Annotated in this window: 17 protein-coding genes and 5 tRNA genes; 21 read left to right on the top strand and 1 reads right to left on the bottom strand. The window is 38.3% G+C overall.

Annotated features, from left to right (window positions below):
- The first annotated feature begins 254 nt into the window (after positions 1-254).
- The 10 genes from GQO80_RS14925 to GQO80_RS14880 all read left to right on the top strand — a co-directional run bounded on the left by GQO80_RS14925 (position 255) and on the right by GQO80_RS14880 (position 19,414).
- On the top strand, positions 255-3,050 hold the full coding sequence (locus GQO80_RS14925; protein ID WP_157209164.1) for a family 78 glycoside hydrolase catalytic domain: 2,796 nt from the start codon (positions 255-257) through the stop codon (positions 3,048-3,050).
- Between the two features lie 7 nt (positions 3,051-3,057).
- The gene (locus GQO80_RS14920) at positions 3,058-4,503 is read left to right on the top strand and encodes a sulfatase (protein WP_157209163.1); all 1,446 of its coding nucleotides are present in this window, start codon (positions 3,058-3,060) and stop codon (positions 4,501-4,503) included.
- 56 nt (positions 4,504-4,559) lie between these two features.
- Positions 4,560-6,890, top strand: coding sequence for an alpha-L-rhamnosidase-related protein (locus GQO80_RS14915; protein ID WP_157209162.1), 2,331 nt, complete (start codon positions 4,560-4,562; stop codon positions 6,888-6,890).
- 16 nt (positions 6,891-6,906) lie between these two features.
- Entirely contained in the window at positions 6,907-8,349 is a 1,443-nt protein-coding gene (locus tag GQO80_RS14910) for a sulfatase (RefSeq protein WP_157209161.1), read from the top strand.
- A gap of 22 nt (positions 8,350-8,371) precedes the next feature.
- Entirely contained in the window at positions 8,372-9,850 is a 1,479-nt protein-coding gene (locus GQO80_RS14905) for a family 43 glycosylhydrolase (RefSeq protein WP_198037795.1), read from the top strand.
- A gap of 40 nt (positions 9,851-9,890) precedes the next feature.
- Positions 9,891-11,363 carry a glycoside hydrolase gene (locus GQO80_RS14900; RefSeq protein WP_157209159.1) on the top strand — a complete coding sequence of 491 codons (1,473 nt, stop codon included), beginning with the start codon at positions 9,891-9,893 and terminating at the stop codon, positions 11,361-11,363.
- A 114-nt stretch (positions 11,364-11,477) separates the two neighbouring features.
- Entirely contained in the window at positions 11,478-14,666 is a 3,189-nt protein-coding gene (locus GQO80_RS14895) for a glycoside hydrolase family 2 TIM barrel-domain containing protein (RefSeq protein ID WP_157209158.1), read from the top strand.
- A gap of 350 nt (positions 14,667-15,016) precedes the next feature.
- Complete coding sequence (locus tag GQO80_RS14890) at positions 15,017-15,976, top strand: T9SS type A sorting domain-containing protein (protein ID WP_157209157.1); 960 nt, start codon at positions 15,017-15,019, stop codon at positions 15,974-15,976.
- 328 nt (positions 15,977-16,304) lie between these two features.
- Positions 16,305-17,771 carry a tagaturonate reductase gene (locus GQO80_RS14885; protein WP_157209156.1) on the top strand — a complete coding sequence of 489 codons (1,467 nt, stop codon included), beginning with the start codon at positions 16,305-16,307 and terminating at the stop codon, positions 17,769-17,771.
- Between the two features lie 32 nt (positions 17,772-17,803).
- A complete protein-coding gene (locus GQO80_RS14880; protein ID WP_157209155.1) occupies positions 17,804-19,414 on the top strand; it encodes a UxaA family hydrolase in 1,611 nt (536 codons plus the stop codon).
- Positions 19,415-19,494: 80 nt separating this feature from the next.
- Here the strand turns inward: GQO80_RS14880 and GQO80_RS14875 are convergent, their stop codons facing one another.
- The gene (locus GQO80_RS14875; RefSeq protein WP_157209154.1) at positions 19,495-20,526 is read right to left on the bottom strand and encodes a LacI family DNA-binding transcriptional regulator; all 1,032 of its coding nucleotides are present in this window, start codon (positions 20,524-20,526) and stop codon (positions 19,495-19,497) included.
- Positions 20,527-20,751: 225 nt separating this feature from the next.
- Between GQO80_RS14875 and GQO80_RS14870 the strand changes: the two genes are divergently transcribed.
- The 11 genes from GQO80_RS14870 (at position 20,752) to rplK (ending at position 25,774) form a co-directional block, all read left to right on the top strand.
- Positions 20,752-21,642, top strand: a complete 891-nt coding sequence (locus GQO80_RS14870) for a tyrosine-type recombinase/integrase (RefSeq protein WP_157209153.1) — start codon at positions 20,752-20,754, stop codon at positions 21,640-21,642.
- A gap of 118 nt (positions 21,643-21,760) precedes the next feature.
- Positions 21,761-22,063, top strand: a complete 303-nt coding sequence (hpf, locus tag GQO80_RS14865) for a ribosome hibernation-promoting factor, HPF/YfiA family (protein WP_157209152.1) — start codon at positions 21,761-21,763, stop codon at positions 22,061-22,063.
- A gap of 100 nt (positions 22,064-22,163) precedes the next feature.
- Positions 22,164-22,240 (top strand) — tRNA-Thr (locus tag GQO80_RS14860).
- 229 nt (positions 22,241-22,469) lie between these two features.
- Positions 22,470-22,554: transfer RNA gene (locus GQO80_RS14855), tRNA-Tyr, on the top strand.
- Positions 22,555-22,685: 131 nt separating this feature from the next.
- Positions 22,686-22,758: transfer RNA gene (locus GQO80_RS14850), tRNA-Gly, on the top strand.
- Positions 22,759-22,829: 71 nt separating this feature from the next.
- Positions 22,830-22,901 (top strand) — tRNA-Thr (locus GQO80_RS14845).
- Between the two features lie 66 nt (positions 22,902-22,967).
- Complete coding sequence (tuf, locus tag GQO80_RS14840) at positions 22,968-24,155, top strand: elongation factor Tu (RefSeq protein ID WP_157209151.1); 1,188 nt, start codon at positions 22,968-22,970, stop codon at positions 24,153-24,155.
- 140 nt (positions 24,156-24,295) lie between these two features.
- Positions 24,296-24,368 (top strand) — tRNA-Trp (locus GQO80_RS14835).
- A 126-nt stretch (positions 24,369-24,494) separates the two neighbouring features.
- Positions 24,495-24,689, top strand: a complete 195-nt coding sequence (secE, locus tag GQO80_RS14830; RefSeq protein ID WP_157209150.1) for a preprotein translocase subunit SecE — start codon at positions 24,495-24,497, stop codon at positions 24,687-24,689.
- 17 nt (positions 24,690-24,706) lie between these two features.
- Positions 24,707-25,261, top strand: a complete 555-nt coding sequence (gene nusG, locus GQO80_RS14825) for a transcription termination/antitermination protein NusG (RefSeq protein ID WP_157209149.1) — start codon at positions 24,707-24,709, stop codon at positions 25,259-25,261.
- Positions 25,262-25,336: 75 nt separating this feature from the next.
- Positions 25,337-25,774, top strand: a complete 438-nt coding sequence (gene rplK / locus GQO80_RS14820) for a 50S ribosomal protein L11 (RefSeq protein WP_157209148.1) — start codon at positions 25,337-25,339, stop codon at positions 25,772-25,774.
- Positions 25,775-25,793 lie beyond the last annotated feature (19 nt).

Raw genomic sequence — 25,793 nt, 5'->3', positions numbered from 1 at the left:
TTTGTTTTAGTTTAGTTTGTTGTAAAGCCGTCTCAAAAAAGGGGGCGGCTTTATTTTAATATTAAAAATTAGCTGACTTTAAGCTAAAATAAAAACCATCTTCAACGTATCCTTTTTTTAAAGGCGCGTATGCTTTTACGCATTTTTTACGCATAATTACTTTTGTTGGGGCTTAATTTTAAAGCGTTTCATAACATTTGGCGCAGTTATAATTTAACTTAACCATTCACCCACATCAACTTAAAGATATAACAATGATACCATATAGAGTTTACATTTTTATAGCCTTTCTCTTCATTATCGGTTTTAGTTCAGCAGCATCAAATGTTTCTAAATCTTCCATAATAGTTAAGGAATTAACTGTGGAGTACATTAGTAACCCCATAGGTGTTGATAAAACAAGTCCGTTGATGGGTTGGAAACTTTTTTCTGAAGAAAACGGAAAATACCAATCGGCTTATCAAATTTTAATAGCTTCTTCCCAGGAACTTTTAGAAGCAAACGTTGCCGATGTTTTTGATACTGGCAAAGTTAAAAGCCATCAAAACTTTAATATTAGATTGCCTTTAAATGCTAATAGCTCGAACACGTTTTATTATTGGAAGGTTAAAATCTGGGATGAAAAAGGTGCTGTTTCCCTTTATAGTGAAATAGCTTTTTGGAAAACCGGATTGATGGGCGTAAACGATTGGAAAGCTAAATGGATTTCTAATAAATATGAAGAAGTCAGTTCAAAACGAGAGCCCTTTTCCCTATACGACAAATCAAGGGGTTATAATGCGCAAGACACCGCTGCGGTTTATTTAAGAAGGCCCTTCAAAGTACATGGAAAAATTAAACATGCTACGGCATTTGTTACCGGATTAGGTTATTATGAGCTGTACTTAAATGGGAAAAAAGTAGGCGACCATGTTTTAGACCCGGTTTTTACCGATTATCAAAAAAACGTAAAATACCTTGCCTATGATGTAACCGCTCTGTTAACCCCAAACCAAGATAATATGGCAGCCGCCATTTTGGGCAATGGTTTTTACAATCACTCAGAGCGCGATCTTTTCCAAATGGAAAAGGCAAACTGGAAAACACCGCCAAAATTTTTGTGCCAAATCGCATTGGAGTACGAAAGTGGCGCTAAAGAAACGATAGTAACAGATACCGAGTGGAAATGGTCATACGGCCCCATTGTTTATAATAGCATACGAGGGGGCGAAACCGTGGATGCACGAATAGATTTTACGGGGTGGAATACGCTTAATTTTAACCATGCAACTTGGCAAAGTACAATTGAAGTACCTGCGCCTGTGGGGAAACTAAGCGCTCAATACATACCACCCATGCGAGAAGTTAGAACCTTACTGCCAGATAGTGTTTGGAGCCCCAAAGAAAATATTACTGTTTTTGATTTTGGCGAAAACCTAACAGGTTATGCCGATATTGTTGTTAAAGGACCAGAGGGCAAGGTTGTTGATATTCACTTCAATGAGGCGCTAAATTCAAACGGCACCCTTAATTTAAAACATAGTACAAGCCATACTTTTGGAAGGTTTCAGCATGGAAAATTAATTTTAAGCAAAGCAGAAACCGATATGTTTAGTCCACGATTTACCTATCATGGCTTTCGTTATGTTCAAATTGAAGGTGTTCCCACTAACGCCATACAAAGTATTGAGGCAAAATCCGTCCATACCGATTTAAAGGAAACAAGCACTTTTCAGTCTTCCAATAAACGATTAAATCAACTTCATAGTGCCATAAAAAGAACCTTGCTTAATGCTGTTCATGGCATGCCAGGAGAGGAGGCTACTCGAGAGAAAATGGGATGGACTTATGATGGGGGCATGAACACGATGGAATCGTATCTGTGCAATTTTGATGCGATTAATGCCTATAAAAAATATCTTTCAGATTTGATAGAATCTCAAGAAGATAACGGACATGTACCTCCCATTGTACCAACAAACGGATGGGGCTTTTTGGAAAAGACCGAAAAAAACACAGATACCATTATACAATATGACGACCCTTGGTGGGGTGGAACCCTCGCCTATGTCGCCCAAGAACTTTATGAAAGTACGGGAGACACCGTTATTATTGAAAACGCCTATAAACCTATTAAAGATTATACCAATTTTGTTTTGAAAACCGCTAAAAACAATATTGTTTATTGGTCTTTAGGTGATTGGCTGGATTTGGAGCATAATAAAAACGGATGGGGCCCAGGGTTAACCTCGGTCGCGCTTACTTCAACGGCAGGACTTTATTATTTATGCGATATAACCTCACAATGTGCTACTTTGCTAAACAAGCATGAGGATGCTCGGTATTATTCTAATCTAGCACAAGAAGTTAAAAAATCTTTCAATGAAAGGTTTCTTGATAAAGAAACTGGTTGGTTCGACAAAAAATCGCAAACGGGTCAATCGGTACCGCTTTACTATAAGTTGGTTCCAACTGAATTTCAAGTTAGCGCAAAAGAAAGGCTTCTGGAAGCAATAGAAGCCAATAATTATCATACATCGGTTGGATTTATTGGTGTGCGTCCCCTTATTCAATTTTTATCCGAAAACGGTTATAAAAACCTAATGTACCGCTTATTGGCACAAGAAGAAAGCCCCGGATGGATGCATTTTGTAAAGGATGAAAGAAGTACTATGGGCGAAAACCTAAATGCTAAAGGGTATGGCACCAATCATCATCCTTTTGCAACGAATATCGGATTTTGGTTGTTTGAACATCTTAGCGGTGTAAAGATAGATTTCACAAAAGAACCAATCATTACATTAAAACCAGGTTTGGAAGTGGATGTTCAATGGGTTAAAACTTCTCAAAACACCCTTTTGGGAACCATCGCAAGTGATTGGAAAAAAACAGCAGATGGAGCTTTGTACAATATTCATGTACCCGTTAACACTAGGGCACAACTTACCCTGCCCAACGGCTACTTATTGGAAAACACCAACGATTACAAACAACATATCCAAAGTGAACAAGACCCTAACAAGTATTTGATTGCTTCTGGGAGCTATAATTTAAGACTGATAAAAAAATAGTAAATAAATGAAAATCTCTATCCATAATTTATTAAACCCTAAGCTGAAATTATTTCTGGTTTTTTTGGCAATGTCATCACAGGGGTTTTGCCAAAAACAGCATCAAACCAAAAACGCCTTACCAAATATTATCATGATTGTTGCAGATGATCTAGGCTGGTACGATTTAGAGAGTTATGGAAATGGTTTTATTGAGTCGCCAAACCTAACCAAATTAGGTAACGAGGGCATTAGGTTTACCAATGCCTATGCGTCGGCCCCGCTTTGTAGTGCATCCCGTTCGTCTTTAATAACCGGTTTGCATCCCATACGCACCAATATTACCGAACATATCCATGGCAACCAACCTCCCAAACCAACCGAAAAATTGATGACTCCCCCAATATCACAACAGTTGGATTTGCATCATAAAACAATTGCAGAGGCTTTAAAGACTAAAAATTACAAGACCGCATTCTTTGGCAAATGGCATTTGGGTGGTGGTAAGTTTGCCCCCCATCATCGCGGTTTTGATGTTAATATAGCAGGGGGCTACAATGGATTGCCAAATAGCTTTTTTTATCCCTTCTTTGAAGAAGGTTCAAAACCAGAATTGCAAACCATTTCAAAGGAAGGTGATTATCTTACCGATGTGCTTACGTCTAAGGCTATAGAATATATTGAAAATCAAAAAGACAGCACTTTTTTTATAAGTCTGAATTATTATGCTCCCCACGTTCCCATTGAAGCTAAAAAGGAACTTATCGAAAAGTACAGATTGAAGCGCGGAAATGACGATGAAAGTATTATGCCCAATATTTATTATGCTGCCATGGTTGAGTCCATCGACCAAAACGTGGGACGCATCATGCAGAAATTGGACGAACTTAATTTGTCTGAAAACACCCTTATCCTATTCACATCCGATAATGGAGGGCTTCACGTTCCTAGTCTTCCAGAGTTTATTAAGCATACGCCACCCACCAATAATGGGCCGCTAAGGGAAGGTAAAGGGTTTGTTTATGAAGGAGGCATTCGGGAACCATTGATTATTAAATGGCCTGCCAAAATTAAAAAAAGCGCTGTAAATGCATCTGTGGTCATGGGGCAAGATTTTTATAATACCTTTATGGATATAGCAGCCCTTGAACAAACTACCGATGGTGTAAGCCTACTTCCTCTTTTTGAGGGTAAGCATCTTAAAAAACGAGGTGTATTATGGCACTTGCCGCATTACAACCACCAAGGGAGCAAGCCTTCATCGGCATTCCGTGAAGGGAATTGGAAACTGGTTTACACTTATGAAGATGATCACTATGAGTTATTCAATTTAAAAAGAGACATCTCGGAAACACACAATCTGGCGCAAAAAAAAACCAACAAATTAAATAAGCTCAAAACAAAAATGCAATCAATGCTAAAGCAGTTAAACGCAAAATTCCCAATACCTAACCCTAATTATATAAAAGGTTAACATATTTAAAAATTTATTAAAAATTGACAAAAGTAAATCTGATTAACAACATTAATATGAAACCATTTATCTATTTTATTTGCATTTTATTCTTTAGCTTTTCCTCCTGTGAAAATCATGGTGCTATCGCAAATACTCAATTTGCGGACAATAATAAACTAGATAATAATTACCCCTGGAAAGCAAAATGGATTGGCACCGATGTTGGTACTGATACCGTTAACACATGGATTGGTTTTAGAAAGGAACTATCTATTGAAAGCCTGCCCAAAGCACCCTTGTACGCCAGAATTGCGGCCGATTCTAAATATTGGCTTTGGATAAACGGCGAAATGGTGGTTTTTGAAGGTGGCCTAAAAAGAGGGCCAACGCCTCAAGATACTTATTATGATACCATAGAGATTGGGAAGCACCTAAAAAAAGGTAAAAATGTTATAGCTATATTACTGTGGTATTTCGGTAAGGAAGGCTTTTCACATAAAAGCAGTAAAAAAGCAGGGTTAATATTTGATGCCCAAGGAAACAATGTTACCATCCTTTCCGATAAAACCTGGAAAGCATGGTTGCATCCCGCTTATGGCGAAACAGAGCCCCCTTTTCCTAATTACAGATTGCCGGAATCGAATATAAAATTTGATGCCCAAAAAGGCGATTTCAGTTTTGTCAGTTTAAATTTTAATCACGATTCAAAACCCAATGCTTTAGAATTTGGAATCCCCCCTATAGCACCGTGGCATACCTTGGTGCAAAGAAATATCCCCCAATGGAAAGATTTTGGCTTAAAAGCTTATGAAAATGCTCCAAAATTCCCTTTTTATGCCACAGGCGACACCTTAAAATTAAAATTGCCCTACAACGCTCAAATAACACCTTATCTAAAGGTTGAAGCCAATAATGGGGAACTTATAGACATTCGCACCAGCAATTATCGAGGTGGCGGACCGCCAAACGTGCGTGCCGAATACATCACTAAATCTGGAATTCAAGAATACGAAAGTTTTGGTTGGATGAACGGGGAGGAAGTTTATTATACCATCCCCAAAGGCGTGAAGGTGCTGGATTTAAAATACCGAGAGACGGGTTATAATACCGAATTTTCAGGTTTTTTTGAGTGCAATGAAGCTTTTTACAACCTACTATGGCAAAAATCGTTGCGAACCTTATACATCACCATGCGCGATACCTATATGGATTGCCCCGATAGGGAACGCGCCCAATGGTGGGGCGATGTGGTTTTGGAAAGTGGTGAGGCATTTTATGCGCTATCGCCCAGTTCACACGAACTTACAAAAAAAGGAATCCTCGAACTTATGAATTGGCAACGTGCCGATGGCACCATTTTTTCGCCAGTACCAGCAGGAAATTGGGATGCTGAACTGCCCACCCAAATGCTCTCAAGTATTGGTGCTTTCGGCTTCTGGAACTACTATTGGCATACCGGCGATAAGGAAACCATTGAAAAGATATATAGCAAGGTAGAAGCCTATTTAAACGTTTGGCAATTAAAGGCTGATGGCACTCTCGAACTGCGAAAAGGGGGGTGGACTTGGGGCGATTGGGGCGAAAACAAAGATATGCCACTATTGTTCAATACCCAATATTACATGGCCTTGGATAGTTTTTATAGAATGTCCTTGTTGCTGAATTATGCAGACAAAGCATCGGCAACCAAAGCCAAAATGGAGACGTTTAAGGCAGATTTCAATAAAATATTTTGGAACGGGACCGCTTATCGTTCACCAGAATACAAAGGAAAGACAGACGACCGCTCGCAAGGGTTGGCGGTAGTTTCTGGTTTGGCAGATGCAACTAAATTTGAGACCATCTACAAGGTATTGCAACAAGAGAAGCATGCCAGTCCCTATATGGAAAAATATGTTTTGGAAGCCTTATTCCAAATGGGTTATAGCCAGTATGCTTTAGAGCGGATGCAAGAGCGTTTTTCTACCATGGTCAATCATCCCGATTTTTCAACGCTTTGGGAAGGTTGGGGCATAGGAGTCGAAGGTTTTGGTGGTGGCACTACCAACCATGCATGGAGTGGCGGTGGTCTTACACTGCTGTCTCAATATGTAGCTGGCGTTTATCCAACTTCCGCAGCTTACAACACCTTTGAAGTGAAACCTAATTTAGGGTTTTTAAAGCACGTTAAAGCTACGGTACCATCTGTTAAAGGACCCATTGAAGTAGATATTAATGCAACCAATAATTATGAGATCGCATTAAAAGTGCCTGCAAATACGGTAGCAACGGTATATATCCCATCAAGCTACAATACGCTTCTAGTAAATAATAAACATGTAGATTATTTAACGGCAAATAATTTTCATGCCCTAGAATTAACGGATGGTTATTATTTTATAAAGGGTATTAAAACAAGTAATTAACACATATTTAAAAGACATGAATTTAAAATCAATTTTTTTATTGGCAATTTATTGTTTGATAACCATTGGGTGTAAAAACGGTAAGAATCTTACAAATCAAAATCTTGAAAAACACACACAGCCCAACATTATTCTAATTGTTGCCGATGATATGGGTTGGTTCGATTTGGGCTGTTACGGTAACCAATTCATAGAAAGTCCAAATCTGGATCAAATGGCAAAAGAGGGCATCCGCTTTACCGATGGGTATGCTGCCGCACCACTTTGTAGTCCGTCAAGAGCCAGTTTGGTTACGGGTTTACATCCTATTGCCGTTAATATTACAGAGCACATTCATGGCAACCAACCTGCGGGACCTAACCAAAAATTACAAACACCACCCGTAAACCAACAGTTAAATTTAGAGTTTGTTACCATTCCGGAAGTCCTTAAAACAAAAAATTATATTTCGGCACATATTGGTAAATGGCATTTGGGTGGTGGTAAATTTACGCCCGAGCATCAAGGGTACGATTTGAATATTGCTGGCGCATGGAATGGGTTGCCCAATAGTTTCTTTTATCCGTTTTTTCCTATGGGCGAAAAGCCGGAAATTCAAAATGATGCCAAGGAAGGCGATTATCTTACCGATGTTTTAACCAATAAAGCCATCGAATTCATTACTAAACAACAAAACGGGCCTTTCTTTTTGAGCTTAAATTTCTACTCACCGCACGTTCCTATTGAGGGAAAGGATGTTTTGGTTGAAAAATATAGAAAAAAACGTGGGAATGACGATGAAACCATTATGCCAAACATCCATTATGCTGCCATGGTAGAATCGATTGACCAAAACGTGGGACGCATCATTAAAACATTGAAAGCGTTGGGGCTAGAGGAAAACACATTGGTCGTTTTCACTTCAGATAATGGCGGATTGTCCGTTCAAGAGGTGCCCGCATTTGCAAAACACACACCACCTACCGATAATGGTGTGCTTCGCGATGGAAAAGGCTATTTGTATGAAGGCGGTATTCGAGAGCCTTTTATTGTTAAATGGCCACGTAAAATAAAGCCAAACCAAGTGAATGAAACCCCCGTTATTGCCCAAGATTTGTTCAACACGTTTGTGGATGTTACTGGTGCCCAAGGAAAAACAAACGATGGATTAAGTTTAATGCCCGTTTTTAATGGAAAAGCATTGGCGCAAAGGGGTTTATTATGGCATTTACCGCATTACAGTCCGCAACACGGTAAACCCGCATCGGCATTTCGTGAAGGTGATTGGAAGATTTTACATTTTTATGAAACCGATAGTTACGAACTTTATAATGTACGAAACGATATGGCCGAAACATTCAACCTTGCCGAAACCAACCTTGAAAAGCTTCAAGAAATGAAATTGAAAATGAACAACATGCTTCATAAAATGAATGCAAAATTTCCAGAACCCAACCCGAATTATGTGGGAGGGAAATAATAAAAACCCAAAAATAAATACTATGAAAAACAAAATTGTATCCAAAAAATATCAGGTATTGATTGTTGGTTTTCTTTGTTCGGTGACTGTTATGTTTTCACAACAAATAACCATAAACAATGTGTCGCCCCGTTTAGATACCAATGGCCATATTGTTGATGCGCACGATGGCAGGCTCATTCAATTTGGCGACACCTATTATTGGTACGGCACCAGTTATGGCAATACCAACGGCTTTACTACAAAAAACCAGTATGTTTGTTACAGTTCCAAAGATTTAAACGTTTGGAAAAAAGAAGGCTTGTTGCTGCCCAATCAGCCGGAAGGTGTTTATTACCGGCCTCATGTGGTTTATAATAAAAAAACAAAATTGTACGTGCTCTGGTATAATTGGTACCCCAAGCTTTGGAACGGCCAGTTTGGAGTAGCCACCAGTGAAAATCCTGAAGGGCCGTTTAAAATTGTGAATAGCGATGTGAAGATGTTTCGTTCGGATGTTGGGTTGGGCGATTTCGGATTATTTGTTGATGATGATGACACCTGCTATTTAAGCTATAACACCATACAAAACCATCAAGTTTCTGTTGAAAAATTAAACAAGAACTACACCGCTTCAACCATGGAAAACGGCGGCATCATAGCAGAACACATGGAAGCTGGTACTCAGTTCAAAAAAAATGGGAAGTACTATCTGTTAACCGATTATACCTGTTGTTTTTGTAATTATGGTTCTGGTGCTCGGGTATATATTTCCAATAATCCATTAAGTGGTTATACTTTTACCAACAACATCAATAGGCATCCAGGAACGCCTTCCTTCATATTAAATAATGGCATTAAACGGGGCACTACTTATGAAGTTTTAAAGAATAACGAAGGCACCATAAATGCGGTTGAGGTTCAATTTAAAGAAGCAAAATCAATCAACAAAGTAACCGTTTATCAGTTTACGGGAAACCGACCCGAAAATTGCGGGAATGTTGAAAACCCACGGGTGCACCCTGAAATTGCAACCCCTACGTTTTTAGTTTACAAATGGGCTTTTAATGCTTGGGAACCTGTAGCATTAAAAACTACAACGACTGATAAAACGGCTTTACTGCAGGAAATTAATTTAACTTTTGATGAGATAAAAGCGCATCGCATTAAAATTGTGCCAACAGTTGGGAATGATGCAAATTCTGATTTATACCTGAACGAAATTGCATTTTCCAAAAACGATGTTCCTCTAAATCCAAAAGATGCGGTGTTCTATATAACAGGAAAAGATACGCCTTCAAAACCCATCATTCCCGCACAGCAAAGTTATGTAACCAAATTACGAACCGAAAAAGGCGACCAATTTATTTGGGTTGGCGATTTGTGGGGGTCTGCTTCTGATAATATCAAAGGGCAAGACTATCAATACTGGAGCAGTCCGTTACAGTTTAATGAAGACGGCACCATAATCCCCATGTTCTGGGAAGATAGTTGGAGTTTTCAACAAAAACAAAACGATTAACAAATAGCAAAACTTATTTTTCAAATTAAATAAATAAATTATGAAAACAAGAAATCGCAGCACGAGTTTATTATTTTTCTCCTTCTTACTTATTATGGGTTGCAGTGGGGATGATTCAGCATCAGATACACCAACTACGCCCGAACCCAGCACAAAAGCCCAAAATATTGTTTTAAATGCAGAAGATTATAAACAACAATTTATAGGTGGTGGTGTGTCCATTGGTTTGTATATGAACAATCATTACAGCACCAGTCCTGCAGTGCAAGATCAGGCCATTCAATTACTGGCTAAAGACACCAATATGAAGTATTTTCAAGATTACATTGAAATTTACCCCAGTGACGATCCTGCTTATTTTGATAGAAGGGCCAATTATATAAAGGCAGCCAAAGTTTATAGGCCCGAATTGGAATTTTCGCTGGTAGGACAAAAATTTCCCAAAGATGTTATGCGTGAAATTGTGGTGAACGGCGAAAAATTTCAAGCCTTAAATACGGACGACCCCCTGATATACGACAAGTTGGCCAACTGGTTTTTTGAATTATTTAAAGGATTTTACGAACGTGGCGTTTCCGTTGAAATTTTTAATGTAGTAAATGAGCCCGATTTGAATACCGGCTTTAGAAAGCAACATTACGGGCTTAACGGTAATACCATGGAAGGTGCTGCCCGCGTTTTTAAATATGCCGTACCAAAGTTTAAAGCCATGTTGAACGACCCTGTAAAGAATACACTCAACATGAAAGTTCCATTAATTATGGGGCCTAGTACCATTTCACCAAATGGCTGCATTGAGTATATGGACTATTTTAAAACTAACCACCCCGATGTGTGGAAAAGCATTGATATTATTGCGACGCACCAATATATTAATGGGGGCAATCCAGATTTATTTAAAACCATTGTAGCAAAAGCCGAAGGCAAACCCATTTACCAATCTGAAACACATGCTTTAAAGGGCGATGCCTTAAATTTGGATGCCGTTTTTGCCAGTAGAGATCTTAAGGCTGCCTTGTCGTTATCAAATTTATTTAACACAGCGGTTAATAATGGCGTAAGTTCTTGGTGGTACTTTGAAAACAATTACCCCAATGTCGAGGTGTACCCAGGCGGCTTGTTAAGTATTCCGGACAAGGCGTTGCAAGCAACGCCCTATAAACATTATTATGCGTTTAAAGCGTTAACTTCGGCACAACCGCCATTATCGCATGTTATTGGTTTTACCCTTGATAAAGACCCAAAAACCGAACTCATAGCATTCAGGAAAAAAAATGAAAATACCGTTTATGCGCATTTTTCAAATTATAATACCAAGTCAAAAGATATTTCAATAACGGTTAAAGGTGCCAGCGGCAATAAAAAAATAACCGGATATACCGTTACTGTTACGAGCGAAACAAATAACGGTGCGGTACTAGATTCTAAAGTATTTGATACGCCTCAGGACAGCATTAAGTTGTCGGCAATAAGCTTGTCAATAAACACCATAAAAATTACCTTAGCAAATTAATGCCATAAAGTAGCATATTTTAAGTGTATTGATTTTTACCAAGAATAAAACGGCTTGTGCCTTATGCCCCATTACAATTTTTATTGTTTTAAATAGTAAATAAATTTTTTAGTCATGACTAAGTACTTCCTTCTTTTAATTTCGTTAACAATGTTGGCCTGCAAACAGGCGGTTGTTGAAAAACCGGTTTACACATCGGCCAAATGGGAAAACCCAGAATGGGAAAACCCAGAGATTTTTCAAATAAACAGAGAAAAGCCTCGTGCCACCTTTTATACCTACCCATCACGTGCGGAAGCATTGCTTCATGCCAGTTGGCAACAGTCGCCTTTTTATAAATCGCTTAACGGTACTTGGGATTTTTATTATGCTGAAAACCCTCAGTTAAGGCCTTCAGAGTTTTATAAAAATGATTTTAGTACAGCGGGATGGGATAAAATTAAGGTGCCATCCAACTGGGAGATGGAAGGGTTTGGTATTCCCATTTATACCAATATCATTTACCCATTTCCCAAAAACCCACCTTTTATCCAGCACGATCTAAATAATGTGGGAAGCTACAAACGTGGTTTTGAAATTGATAAAAGTTGGAACAACAAAACTGTTTTTCTTCATTTTGAAGGCGTAAGTGGTGCAATGTACGTTTGGGTAAATGGCGAAAGGGTAGGTTACAGCGAGGGCAGCAAAACCCCCGCCGAATTTGATATAACCAAATACATAAAATTAGGTAAAAACGAGGTGGCAGTGCAAGTACTAAGATGGAGCGATGGCAGCTATCTTGAAGACCAAGATTTTTGGCGTTTAAGCGGTATAGAAAGGGATGTCTATCTCTATGCGCAAGAACAAATTGGTATTAACGATCTTAAAATTTCATCCGGTTTAACCAATAATTACACCGATGGGTTACTTAATTTGGATTTGGAAATAAAAAATGCAACCAATCAACCAGAAACCAAAACCATTGTTGTTAAACTCATGGACGCGGGTAAGGAAATACTCAGTTTTTCAAAAAAAGAAACATTTAAACCCGGTATTTCAAATTTGAACTTTCAAAAATCAATAGCGAATGTTAAAAGTTGGAATGCGGAAACCCCTCATTTATATACCTTGTTGATTTCCGACGGCAACAGGTTTACAAGCTTAAAAACTGGTTTCAGAACCGTTGAAATTAAGAACAACCAGGTACTCATTAACGGAAAGGCGGTCTTGTTTAAAGGGGTTAATGTGCACGACCACGACCAAGTTACCGGGCATGTTATTTCCGAAGAGCTTACTATGAAAGATTTAAGGTTGATGAAGGAAAACAACATCAACGCCATCAGGTGTAGCCATTACCCAAAAAACCCGTTTTTTTATAGAATGTGCGATGAATTTGGTTTTTATGTAATTGATGAAGCCAACATTGAAACGCATGGCATGGGCACTACCAACCAAGGTTTGGATGCCAATGAGGAAGCTAAAAAAATACACCCAGCATATTTGCCCGAATGGAAAGCCATGCATTTGGACCGTACAGAACGTATGTATGAACGCGATAAAAACCATACATGCATCATCACTTGGTCTTTGGGGAATGAAGCCGGCAATGGTGCCAACTTTTATGCTACCTATGCCTGGTTAAAAGAAAAAGACCCATCACGACCCGTGCAGTACGAAGGAGCTACAAACTATGAAAACACCGATATTCAGGTACCCATGTACTGGCGCATCAATCAAATGATTGAGTATGCCGAAAACAACCCAAAGCGTCCGCTCATCCAATGCGAATATTCTCATGCCATGGGGAACAGCTTGGGCAATTTTCAGGATTATTGGGATGTTATTGAAAAATACGACATCATGCAAGGTGGCTATGTATGGGATTGGGTTGACCAAGGAATATTAACCAAAAACGACCAAGGAGAAGCCTACTGGGCCTATGGCGGCGATCTGGGTGGGGCGCATCTTCAAAACGATGGTAATTTTTGTTTAAACGGCGTGGTAAATCCAGATAGAACCCCACAACCGGAATTGAATGAACTTAAAAAAGTGTATCAATACATTAAGTTTCAGTCCGTCAACCCACAAACGGGTAAAATCACCATTACCAATAAATACGATTTCACAAATTTAGATGCTTATGAACTAAGTTGGGAACTTAAAGAAAACGGTATTAAAAAAGCTGAAGGCACTCTGGAACCTATAAGTTTAGAGCCACAAAAATCGACTGTTGTAACCTTGCCGTTGCCAAAGCTAAATACAACCCAAAACGAATATGCCATAAATATTTATGCCAGAACGCGCAACGAGCAACCCCTTTTGCCAAAAGGTCACGTGGTTTCGTATCAACAATTTGAAATGGGTACTTATAAACCCGAAGCTTTGCAGAACAAACCCGAAGCTGCGTTTACCGTTAAACAGGTAGATGGTTTTTTAAATGTTTCAAATGAAATGGTTACAATTGGTTTTGATAAGCAAAACGGGCAACTGGCCATTCTTGATTATGGTAAAGGGAACATGATACTGGAAGGCATTAAACCAAATTTTTGGAGGGCTACAACCGATAATGATTTCGGTTTCAATATGCCTGAAAAGATGAAGGTATGGAAAGAAGCCAGCATCAACCAAGAACTGAAATCATTTAAAGTACTTGTGAACAACAAAGAAATGGCCCTGGATAATTTTTTACAACCGCAAGATGTTCCATCCCTAAAAATTGTATCCGAGTATTTTTTGCCCTCGGTTAATGGAAGTGTAGAAGTAAGTTACATCTTGGAACCAAATGGTATGGTGTATATCAATAACCAACTTAAAAACCTAAGCAAAAATTTGCCGCCTATGCCCAGGTTTGGCAATAATGTTGTTATTAAAAATGAGTATAACCAAGTAAATTGGTATGGAAGAGGGCCCCACGAAAATTACCAAGACAGAAAAACGTCGGCATTGGTGGGCAATTACTCAGCTATGGTTAAGGATTTGTACGTACCTTACATCCGTCCTCAAGAGAATGGATATAGAACGGATAACCGAAAAGTAAGTTTTACCAATGCATCTGGTTATGGCATTGAAATTGAAAAAGGTTCAAACTATTTTAGCTTTAGTGCACACCATCAGTATAATTCCGATTTTGATGAAGGTGTTAAAAAACAGCAACGCCACACTATCGATGTACCCATTAGGGATTTGGTAAGTATCAATATCGACTATAAACAAATGGGTGTTGGTGGCGATGATAGTTGGCAAGCGCAACCACACGATGCCTATAAGATATTTCCAAATAACCTTAATTATTCTTATAGCATTAAGCCTGCAAAAATCAACTAAAGAAACTTAAAAATCAATACTACTAGTTAAATTAAAACTGGACTTGCAGGTTACTATTCGTATTAGTTGCAGTTCCAGTTTTTTTTGTCTAACAGCACAGGTTCAAAAAAGATGCGTTCTATTTTTTCAAATGGCATCAATTAAAAATAAAGCTACTCGAGGTTTTTTTTTTCTTGCTATTAAAATGTTTGTAACTATTATGGTTTTTTGTTGATAAACTTCTAAAAAAAAGCCAAGTTTTCAGAAGTTTAAAAGTTAAATTTTAAAAAAAATTTGACAATGTAAATTAATTGTTTATATTTGGTAATCGATTACATATTGTAAATCGGATTAACTAAAACTATTTAAAAATGAAAAAACAATTACTTTTATTAACTTTATCAATCTTACTTTTCACATCGCTTTCACAAGCGCAAATTAAAGTATGGGATTTTGGCGGCGAGCAATTAGTAGATGGTGGCGGTTACACCTATACCAATATGGCTACGGCAACTTCAATTAATGCGGTATGCGACCAAGGAGCATCTCCAGGCACTCAGGTTTCACTTTTAGGCACAAGTGCACCAAGCTATGGCGTTGGTTATTATGAAAATGATTTTGGTGGTGGTGTAAAATTTGTGCATAAAAGTGTGAATTCTGATAGGTTAAGAACGAATAATCCAGCAATAGTTGATTATGATGATAACGTTGGCGGCAATTTTGCTGCAGTTGGCGTTACTGGTCGTATCTATGTGAACTCAGGTGGGAAAGGTTTAGAAAGAACGTTGTCCATCACTACAACGGTTCCAAACCAAAAAGTTACAATTCTTGCAAGGGCTGAAAACATTGCTTCCAATGGCGGCAATATTGAGCATTACTTGGAAAGAACCGGAGGTGCCTTATTAACGTTTGTATTAAACGCTTCGGCTTCCGATGTAAATTCTAGCAATATTTATGAGATTCATGCAACACTTCCAGTTGCAGGAGAGTATTTTTATTATGATTTAGTGGGCAAACCAAGTTGGTACAGAGTCTATTTTGGCGACGTAAATTTACCAACTATTGATGCTTCAAATGCTATTGGTAGAGCAACAGCTGGTGTAAATGATGCTATTTCTAAAGTTTCAACAAATGTACATGCTATTGGTAACAGGGTATATGTATCAAACGTAAAATCGAGCACCGATATAAAAATTTACAGCATTACAGGAGCTTTGGTTAAATCGTTCAAAACAAACAGTGATATGGATTTCACATTCCAATCTGGTTTGTACATAGCAACGGTTAAAACTTCCGAAGGTCAAAAATCGGTTAAACTATTAACCAAATAGTATAACCGTACAATAACCTAAAATTGAATTGGGACATGCTTTTTAGGGCATGTCCCTATTTTATTTTTTAGCCTTCCTAAATAAATTGGTTACACACTTTAAATGCTTATGGCCCGTTTTGGGTTTAAAAAACGGTTTGTTTATCATTATTTAATAAAATTTATTTTTGTAATCGATTACAAAGTTGTAGTTTTGATGTAAATTAAATATCAGGTATGTTTTTACTATGCAATTATAACAGTACTTAAATCGAGCATGATTTTTTTTTGATTGTATTTTTCAAAACAGAACCAAATAGCAACCGTATTAATTATAACCAGAATTTAAAATGTCAGTAATACAAGAAAATAAAATAAGCTTAAACAGGGCAAATTTAAAGCAAGAAACCAAAGCGCCCATTAAAATTGTGCAATTTGGAGAGGGCAATTTTTTAAGAGCTTTTATAGGCTACGCTTTTCAGGAACTAAACAAAGCAGCCAATTTTAACGCCGGCATTGCCGTTGTGCAGCCCATAGACAAAGGCTTGGTTAAGATGCTGAACGACCAAGACGGCCTTTACACCTTATTTATGAAAGGTGTGAAAAAAGGCAAGGAAATTCAAGAAATGGAATTGATTACCAATGTTGTAAAAGCGGTCGATCCGTATGCTAACTTCAACGATTATTTAAGTTTGGCAAAGGAACCTTCACTAGAGTTTGTTATTTCAAATACTACCGAAGCTGGAATTGCTTATGTTGGCTCCGATACGCCCCAAATGCAGCCGCCAAGTTCGTTTCCCGCTAAATTAACCGTGCTTTTGTACGAACGTTTTAAACATTTTAATGCCGATAAAACCAAAGGTCTTACCATCATTCCCTGCGAATTGATAAACCATAACTCCGAAACTTTACGGGATATTATTTTAAAATATGTTTCCGATTGGAATTTAGGCGACGCCTTCAAAACATGGTTGTTGGAAAGTAACGCGTTCCACAGCACATTGGTGGACAGAATTGTTCCCGGCTATCCAAAAGATGAAATTGAAGCCTACAACGCGCAACTTGAGTATAAGGATAATTTAATTGTTGCTGCCGAGGCATTCTTGCTATGGGTTATTGAAGGCGGAAACGATTTAAAGGCTAAATTACCCTTCCATAAAACCAATTTGGATGTGAAAATTGTAGCCAACATGCAACCGTACCGAACCCGAAAAGTGCGTATTTTAAATGGCGCACATACAGCAATGGTGCCCTTTTCACTGCTTTACGGAAACAAAACGGTAAAACAAACGGTTGATAATGCCTTTACGGGGAAATTCATCAACGAAGCCGTTTTTAACGAAATCATCGATACCCTAGAAATGGACAAGAACGAACTGAACAGTTTCGCAGAAGAGGTTTTCGACCGTTTTAGAAACCCCTTCATCATCCACAACCTGTCTAGTATCGCATTAAACTCTATCTCAAAATTCACCGTTAGGGTATTGCCCAGTTTGTTGGAATATGTAAAAATCCATAAAAAACTGCCTACCAATTTAACCTTTGCCTTCGCAGCATTGATTCGCTTTTATCAAGGAACGTGGAACAATGAAAGCTTGCCCGTACAGGATAGTGATGAAATTGTAGCTACCTTTGCAAAAATTTGGGAATCCAATGATTATTCTGAAATAGCCAAAAACGCTTTAAGTATTGAAGATTATTGGGGTGAAGACCTAAATAAAATAGAAAATTTAACCCAAGCCGTAGCGCTCGCCTTAAAGGAAATCGATGTCAACGGTATTGAAGCGGGTTATGCCAATTACAGCAAAACCTTTTAACTGTTTAATATCAAATAATTACAATTTTTAAAATGCTGAAAAAACTCATAAAAGTAAACGCATCAGATAATGTGGCAGTAGCTTTGGTAAATTTAAAGGCAGGCGATGTGGTATCTTTCGAAGGAAACAACATATCCATACTTTCCGATACCAAATCGAAACACAAAATAGCTTTACAGAAATTTGAATCGGGCGATAGAATCATCATGTACGGTGTGCTTGTGGGTTCTGCAAACGGAACTATTGAAAAAGGCGACGTACTAACCACCGAAAACGTAAAGCACCAAAGCGAGAAAGTTTTTGGAAGGACCGAATCCTTCACATGGAAAGCCCCAGATGTTGAAAAGTGGAAAAATAAAACCTTTATGGGCTATCACAGGGAAGATGGGCAAGTGGGCACCGAAAATGTGTGGCTCTTTTTCCCGTTGGTGTTTTGTGAAAACAGAAACATTGAAACCTTAAAGGAAGTTTTTGAAAAGGAGCTCTTAAAGCAAAAGGTTAATCCGCACCAAATGTTGCTTCGTTCGTTGGTCAATAATACAGGTGAAGAAACCGCCGATGTTAGTACTTCCACCGATGTTTTTGATAATATCGATGTAAAATTTATAACGCATCCCGGGGGTTGTGGCGGCATCAGGCAAGACTCCGAAAGTTTGGCAAAACTATTGGCAGGTTATGTTAACAACCCAAATGTTGCCGGTGCAACCGTATTAAGTTTGGGGTGCCAAAACCTTCAGATAAACATTTTTAAACAGGCTTTGGAAGCCATAAATCCAAATATAAAAAAACCAGTCCTTATTTTTGAACAACAAAAAATGGGAACCGTTAACGATATGTTATCGGCCATCATAAAAGAGTCTTTTGAGGCCATCAAAAAAGCCAATAACGTTAAGCGCGAACCGGCACCACTATCAAAATTAAAGGTAGGTCTGGAATGTGGCGGGTCCGACGGTTTTTCTGGAATCTCTGCAAACCCAACTTTGGGCGCCGTTTCAGATATGTTGGCGGCACTTAACGGAACTGCTATTTTATCGGAATTCCCTGAATTGTGTGGTGTTGAACAGGAATTGGTGAACCGATGTGTTGACGATGAAAAAGGGGCAAAGTTCCTTAAACTCATGAAAGCCTATGAAAAATCGGTGGTAGATGCCGGTTCAGGTTTTGATATGAACCCATCGCCAGGAAATATAAAGGATGGGTTGATTACCGATGCCATGAAATCGGCCGGAGCTGCCAAAAAAGGGGGCACATCGCCTGTTCAGGACGTGTTGGATTATGGTGAGTATGTTACCAAACCGGGCCTTAACCTATTATGTACACCGGGCAATGATGTTGAGAGTACGACGGCCATGGTGGGTTCGGGCGCTAATGTGGTTTTGTTTACAACGGGTCTGGGAACACCAACAGGAAACCCCATTGCACCTATTATTAAAGTATCGTCAAATACTGAATTAGCTCAAAAAATGCCAGATATTATCGATATTGAAACAGGTGCCGTTATACGCGGTGAAAAAACAATTGAAGCGATGGCCGAAGAAATGCTAGCGTTTATTATAGAAGTTGCGAGCGGTAGAATACAGACCAAAGCTAAATTATTGAACCAAAACGATTTTATCCCTTGGAAAAGAGGGGTGTCGTTATAAGTTATCACCCTAATTAAAAAAGCTGAATTTTCGTTTCATTACAAAAATTCAGCTTTTTTTATGGAAATATAATTTAAAACTTAAGAAGCCAGGGCCTTTTTTAATGACGATTTCCTAATATGCAATTTGGGTTCTAATACTATTTTTTTATCCATAGTAAATTGTTCGCCGCTGTTGGTCTGTTCTAAAAAAACTTTTGCGGCCATGGTTCCCATTTCAAGTGGCGATTGATCTACCGATGATATGGAAAGTTCCATAAACTTGGTAAATGGCTCATTGCTAAAACCAACCACCCTGAATTCTTCTGGAATCTTTAAACCCGCTGATTTTATGGCCGCTATGGCACCCAAAGCGCTAAAATCACTTGAGGAAAATAGGGCATCTGGCGGATTCTTCATTTTAAGCAATGCTCCCATAGCTTTTTCACCTTCTTCAAGATTACTTTTCGTTTGGATGATGTAGTCTTGGTTCAATGCCATCCCATTATCAAGCAAGGCCTGTTTGTATCCTAAAAAGCGCTCTTTGAATATTTCAATAGACTGTTCGCCCGAAAAATGTGCAATGCGCTTGCAACCTTGCTCAATTAAATGTTTTGTGGCCGCATAGCCGCCTGCAAAGTCGTTTATGGTAACCGAACTTACACCTTCCATAATGCGTCGCCTATCAAAAAATATTAGGGGCACTTTCTTTTTGAGTATTCGTTCGTAATGGCTTGAATCTTTACTGGATCTTGATACCGACATCAATATACCATCAACCTGCGCGTTTAAAAGGGCATCAATGGTTTCAGCTTCTTTTTCGTTCAGTTCGTGTGTTTGGCAAATAATAACATGGTATCCATAAAGGGAAAGCTCATCTTCAATACCCCGAATTATCGAAGCGAAAAAATTGCTGTCAATTCTAGGAACAATAACGCCCACATTTTTGCTTTTGCCACTTTTTAGCGCTAGGGCTAGCTTGTTTTGCTCATAGTTCATGCTCGAAGCTGTTTCTAAAACCAGCTTTCGGGTTGCTTCACTTATTTTTGGATTGTTGTTTAAAGCCCTAGAAACCGTTGCTGCTGTAATATCTAATTTTTTAGCAATGTCGTAAATGGTGGTCTTTTTACTCATTTAAGCGTTTAATTTTTTAAAAAGTAGGTAAAAGTACATTTTTTTGCATCATAATATTCATTTGAAACTTAATATTTTTATATATGCCTAAATAATCTACAGCTTTAAAATGCATCAATCGCAACAATATCTTGTTCAGGCAATTGAATGGTAATAAAACAACAAATCCATTTATACTTGCAACATAGTTTTTAAACCTGTAACTTTAAACTTTAAACCTAATATATGCCCTTCAAACCATTTACAGATTACTTACTGCTCGAAAAAAAATATTCAGCTTTAACCGTAAATGCCTATCAAAAAGACTTAGAGGATTTTAGGGTGTTTATCGCTTCAGAATATCAACAAGATACGATAAATCTTGTTCATTATCCGCAAATAAGAAACTGGATTGTAATTTTGGTTGAAGGTGGCATATCGAACAGGAGCATCAACCGAAAAATATCGGCTTTAAATACCTATTATAAGTTTCTTCTGAAAATTAAGGCTATTGAAACAAATCCGTTGGCAAAGCACAAAGCCTTAAAAACCAGTAAAAAAATACAGATACCTTTTTCCGAACCGGAAGTGGCTACCGTTTTAGACGCGCTTTTTTTTGAAAAGGATTTTGAAGGCACCCGAAACAAGTTAATGATTGAATTGTTTTACTCTACGGGCATACGAAGGATCGAACTGGTTGAATTGAAACTTTTAAGTATTGATTTAGAAACAAAAACCTTAAAGGTGTTGGGCAAAAGAAACAAGGAACGTGTGGTTCCGTTGCTGGATTCGGTTATAAAAACACTGCGCCTATACCTGAAGCAACGCGATACGCTTGAAACAATTTTAGATAACGATTATCTGTTTCTAACCCAAAAAGGCGTTAAAATATATGAAACGCTTGTTTACAGAATAATAAATGATTATTTTAGTCTTGCATCTACTAAGGTAAAAAAAAGTCCGCATATATTAAGACATTCCTTTGCGACCCATTTACTCAATCAAGGTGCCAACCTAAATGCTGTTAAAGAGCTTCTTGGTCATTCAAGTTTGGCAGCAACACAGGTTTATACACATAATAGCATAAGCGAATTAAAAAAGGTGCACGTACAAGCGCACCCCAGAAGTAAAAAGTGAATTGAATTTTATTGTCTAACCAAAACGTAAGAAGTTTAAAATAGCCATTGGTGTTTTTCATGCAATGAAAAGTATACTATGGATGCACATCTTACCAATTAAAACAAAATCAGAAAAGATGAAAGTAAACACGCAATCAGTCAATTTTAATGCAGACAAAAAATTAATAAACTTCATTCAAAAACGAATGGATAAGTTGGATACGTTTTATGACAAGGTCATTCAATCCGACATATTTTTAAAAGTAGAAAACACCAGTAACAAAGAGAACAAAATAGTTGAAGCTAGGGTAAGCGTACCCGGAGATAGCTTTATAGTGAAGAAACAATGTAAAAGTTTTGAGGAAGGCGCAGATATGGCAGCAGCCTCATTAGAGCGACAACTAAAAAAGAGAAAAGAAAAACTAAGGACACATTTATAATAAAATTTATAAAAAATGTTTTGAATAAAAAAATAAATCTCTACATTTGCAGTCCGTTAGAAATAGCGGGCTTTTTTTTATGCCCAAAAAGTATAAAAACGCCGATGTAGCTCAGCTGGCTAGAGCAGCTGATTTGTAATCAGCAGGTCGTGGGTTCGAGTCCCTCTATCGGCTCCAAATGAAATAATTGAAGCGCACAGGTTTTAGGGATATGCTATAAGGCAGTAAACTAGAAAAGGGACGAAAAGTTTATCCTGAGCGCAGTCGAAGGGAGTCCCTCTATCGGCTCCAAATCCTGCGAAAGCAGGAATCTCAAAAATATCAAGCGTTTTGGGAAAGTTCATTAAAAATTAAATTTTGGATTTTTTGGAATTTGGAATTTAAAATATTGAAATTTTGATAATTGGGGGAGATACTCAAGCGGCCAACGAGGGCAGACTGTAAATCTGCTGACTTAGTCTTCGCAGGTTCGAATCCTGCTCTCCCCACCACAAATTTCAGCGAAGGCAGGAATCTCAAGCTTCAAATTCCAAATGCAATATAGAGGAAATTGAATTAAGGTTTGAAAACGTTCATTAAAAATGGAATTTGGAATTTCCTTAGTGGAATTTCAATAAAAATTGCGGGAGTAGCTCAGTTGGTAGAGCGTCAGCCTTCCAAGCTGAATGTCGCCGGTTCGAACCCGGTCTCCCGCTCTGTGATTTGCGAATTACGAATTACGGTTTTTTTTGAATCGTAAACAAATATCGGCAATCGTAAATATACCGCCGGTGTAGCTCAGGGGTAGAGCGTTTCCTTGGTAAGGAAGAGGTCACGAGTTCAATTCTCGTCATTGGCTCAAGTAGTGCAAAATAAAGAATACACTAATATTATTATATAACTAAGATTAAATTACTAAAAAAACATGGCAAAGGCAACTTTCGATCGTTCAAAACCACACTTAAATATTGGTACAATTGGACACGTAGATCACGGTAAAACAACTTTAACTGCTGCTATTACTAAAGTATTAGCTGATGCAGGTTTATCAGAAGCGAAATCATTTGATCAAATTGATAACGCTCCAGAAGAAAAAGAAAGAGGTATTACAATCAATACTTCTCACGTAGAATATGCAACAGCAAAACGTCATTACGCACACGTTGACTGTCCAGGTCACGCGGATTACGTTAAGAACATGGTTACCGGTGCTGCTCAAATGGATGGCGCTATCTTGGTGGTTGCTGCTACCGATGGCCCTATGCCACAAACTCGTGAGCACATCCTTTTAGGCCGTCAAGTAGGTATTCCTCGTATGGTTGTATTCATGAACAAAGTGGATATGGTTGATGATGAGGAACTATTGGAATTGGTAGAAATGGAAATCAGGGATCTGTTGTCATTCTATGAATATGATGGCGACAATGGTCCAGTAATTGCTGGTTCAGCTTTAGGCGCCCTTAACGGTGAAGCTAAATGGGTTGAGACCGTTATGCAATTAATGGAAGCTTGCGATACTTGGATTGAAGAGCCATTACGCGAAATTGACAAACCTTTCCTAATGCCGGTTGAGGACGTATTCTCCATCACTGGTCGTGGAACCGTAGCAACTGGCCGTATTGAAACCGGTATTGCAAAAACTGGCGACCCAGTTGAAATAATTGGTATGGGTGCCGAAAAATTAACGTCAACCATCACAGGTATCGAAATGTTCCGTCAAATCCTTGATAGAGGAGAAGCTGGAGATAACGCAGGTATCCTATTAAGAGGTATTGATAAAACTCAAATCTCAAGAGGGATGGTTATCGTTAAACCAGGTTCTGTAACGCCACACGCTAAATTTAAAGCTGAGGTTTATATCTTGAAAAAAGAAGAAGGTGGCCGTCACACACCATTCCACAACAACTACCGTCCTCAGTTCTACGTTCGTACAACTGACGTAACTGGAAATATCATGCTTCCTGATGGTGTTGAAATGGTTATGCCAGGAGACAACTTAACCATTACTGTTGACCTAATCCAGAAAATTGCCATGAACGTAGGTTTACGTTTTGCAATCCGTGAAGGTGGTCGTACAGTAGGTGCTGGTCAGGTAACTGAAATTTTAGACTAAATTTTTCATACATATAAGTTAAGGTGTCCTCCATTTGGTGGATACCTTGATTTATGTTTATGGGGTTTATTAATAATTCAGAATTAATAAACGGGTTTAGCTCATCCCGATAGCTATCGGGAGGTAGAGCAGCCTAAAAAACGGGTTTAGCTCAGTTGGTAGAGCACTGGTCTCCAAAACCAGGTGTCGTGAGTTCGAGTCTCGCAACCCGTGCACAGTAGAGGTCTATTTTTTTTGAATGAACTTCTTTTTAAATGAACAAGAAAAAATAAAAATTTCACTTAAATCAATTTAAAATTGATAGACAGAGGTTTTTAATTTATTGAAAAAAACATATAAATGGCTGGATTTGTAAATTACGTAAAAGAATCATTTGGCGAACTTAAAAATAATGTAAGCTGGCCAACTTGGGCAGAAGCGCAAAGCTTAACTGTTTTAGTAGCTGTATTTTCAATTATATTTTCCTTAGCAATTTGGGGAGTAGATACCGTTTTCAGTAAAGTGATAGCGTTATACTTTCAATGGATTAACTAACGGATAAAAAAAAGTGTATGTCTGAAGTAGGTGAAAAAAAATGGTACGTTGTTAGGGCTGTAAGCGGTCAAGAGAATAAAATTAAAACCTATATCGAGAACGAGATCGCTCGATTGGGTTTTCAAGATTATGTTGACCAAGTATTGGTTCCAACCGAACGTGTCGTTCAAATACGCAACGGAAAAAAAATCCATAAAGACAAGGTTTTCTTTCCAGGATATATCATGATTCAAGCCAATTTATCTGGAGAAATTCCCCATATCATCCGTTCGGTAACCAACGTTATTGGGTTTTTGGGTGAGACCAAAGGAGGCGACCCCGTGCCGTTAAGACAATCGGAAGTAAACAGAATGTTAGGTAAGGTTGATGAGCTTTCGGTTGACGAAAACGCCAACGTAGCCATACCGTTTACCAAAGGCGAAACCGTTAAGGTTATCGACGGGCCTTTTAACGGGTTTGATGGCACCATCGAGAAAATAAACGAAGAAAAGCGTAAACTTGAGGTTATGGTTAAGATTTTCGGAAGAAAAACACCACTAGAACTAAGTTATATGCAAGTCGAAAAAGTATAATAATTGTTACACTCTATAAAAAAGATACATTCTTAAGCTTCCATTTAAGAATCATATCAAACTAAATTATTAAAAATGGCAAAAGAAATTGGTAAAGTAGTTAAGTTACAAGTTCGGGGAGGTGCTGCGAATCCGTCGCCACCGGTTGGACCCGCTTTAGGTGCTGCTGGGGTTAACATCATGGAGTTCTGTAAGCAATTTAATGCTAGAACACAAGATAAGCCAGGTAAGGTATTACCCGTGGTTATTACCGTTTACAAAGACAAGTCATTCGACTTTGTAATCAAAACACCACCAGCTGCAGTACAATTATTAGAAGCGGCCAAGTTGAAAAGTGGTTCAGGAGAACCGAACAGAAAAAAAGTAGCTAAAGTTTCATGGGAACAGATCAAAACAATAGCAGAAGATAAAATGGTAGATTTAAACGCATTTACCATCGAATCGGCTATGAGAATGATTGCTGGTACCGCAAGGTCTATGGGTATAACCGTAACCGGAAACGCACCTAAGTAATCTATTAAAGACATTAAGA

The sequence above is a fragment of the Mariniflexile maritimum genome, from assembly GCF_009746565.1.
Taxonomy (GTDB): domain Bacteria; phylum Bacteroidota; class Bacteroidia; order Flavobacteriales; family Flavobacteriaceae; genus Mariniflexile; species Mariniflexile maritimum.
This window is presented reverse-complemented; position numbering and strand designations above follow the sequence as displayed.

Excerpts from the sequence above, each read along its gene's own strand:
- GQO80_RS14925 (WP_157209164.1), top strand. The coding sequence starts at position 255 with ATGATACCATATAGAGTTTACATTTTTATAGCCTTTCTCTTCATTATC.
- GQO80_RS14920 (WP_157209163.1), top strand. The coding sequence starts at position 3,058 with ATGAAAATCTCTATCCATAATTTATTAAACCCTAAGCTGAAATTATTT.
- GQO80_RS14915 (WP_157209162.1), top strand. The coding sequence starts at position 4,560 with ATGAAACCATTTATCTATTTTATTTGCATTTTATTCTTTAGCTTTTCC.
- GQO80_RS14910 (WP_157209161.1), top strand. The coding sequence starts at position 6,907 with ATGAATTTAAAATCAATTTTTTTATTGGCAATTTATTGTTTGATAACC.
- GQO80_RS14905 (WP_198037795.1), top strand. The coding sequence starts at position 8,372 with ATGAAAAACAAAATTGTATCCAAAAAATATCAGGTATTGATTGTTGGT.
- GQO80_RS14900 (WP_157209159.1), top strand. The coding sequence starts at position 9,891 with ATGAAAACAAGAAATCGCAGCACGAGTTTATTATTTTTCTCCTTCTTA.
- GQO80_RS14895 (WP_157209158.1), top strand. The coding sequence starts at position 11,478 with ATGACTAAGTACTTCCTTCTTTTAATTTCGTTAACAATGTTGGCCTGC.
- GQO80_RS14890 (WP_157209157.1), top strand. The coding sequence starts at position 15,017 with ATGAAAAAACAATTACTTTTATTAACTTTATCAATCTTACTTTTCACA.
- GQO80_RS14885 (WP_157209156.1), top strand. The coding sequence starts at position 16,305 with ATGTCAGTAATACAAGAAAATAAAATAAGCTTAAACAGGGCAAATTTA.
- GQO80_RS14880 (WP_157209155.1), top strand. The coding sequence starts at position 17,804 with ATGCTGAAAAAACTCATAAAAGTAAACGCATCAGATAATGTGGCAGTA.
- GQO80_RS14875 (WP_157209154.1), bottom strand. The coding sequence starts at position 20,526 with ATGAGTAAAAAGACCACCATTTACGACATTGCTAAAAAATTAGATATT.
- GQO80_RS14870 (WP_157209153.1), top strand. The coding sequence starts at position 20,752 with ATGCCCTTCAAACCATTTACAGATTACTTACTGCTCGAAAAAAAATAT.
- hpf (WP_157209152.1), top strand. The coding sequence starts at position 21,761 with ATGAAAGTAAACACGCAATCAGTCAATTTTAATGCAGACAAAAAATTA.
- tuf (WP_157209151.1), top strand. The coding sequence starts at position 22,968 with ATGGCAAAGGCAACTTTCGATCGTTCAAAACCACACTTAAATATTGGT.
- secE (WP_157209150.1), top strand. The coding sequence starts at position 24,495 with ATGGCTGGATTTGTAAATTACGTAAAAGAATCATTTGGCGAACTTAAA.
- nusG (WP_157209149.1), top strand. The coding sequence starts at position 24,707 with ATGTCTGAAGTAGGTGAAAAAAAATGGTACGTTGTTAGGGCTGTAAGC.
- rplK (WP_157209148.1), top strand. The coding sequence starts at position 25,337 with ATGGCAAAAGAAATTGGTAAAGTAGTTAAGTTACAAGTTCGGGGAGGT.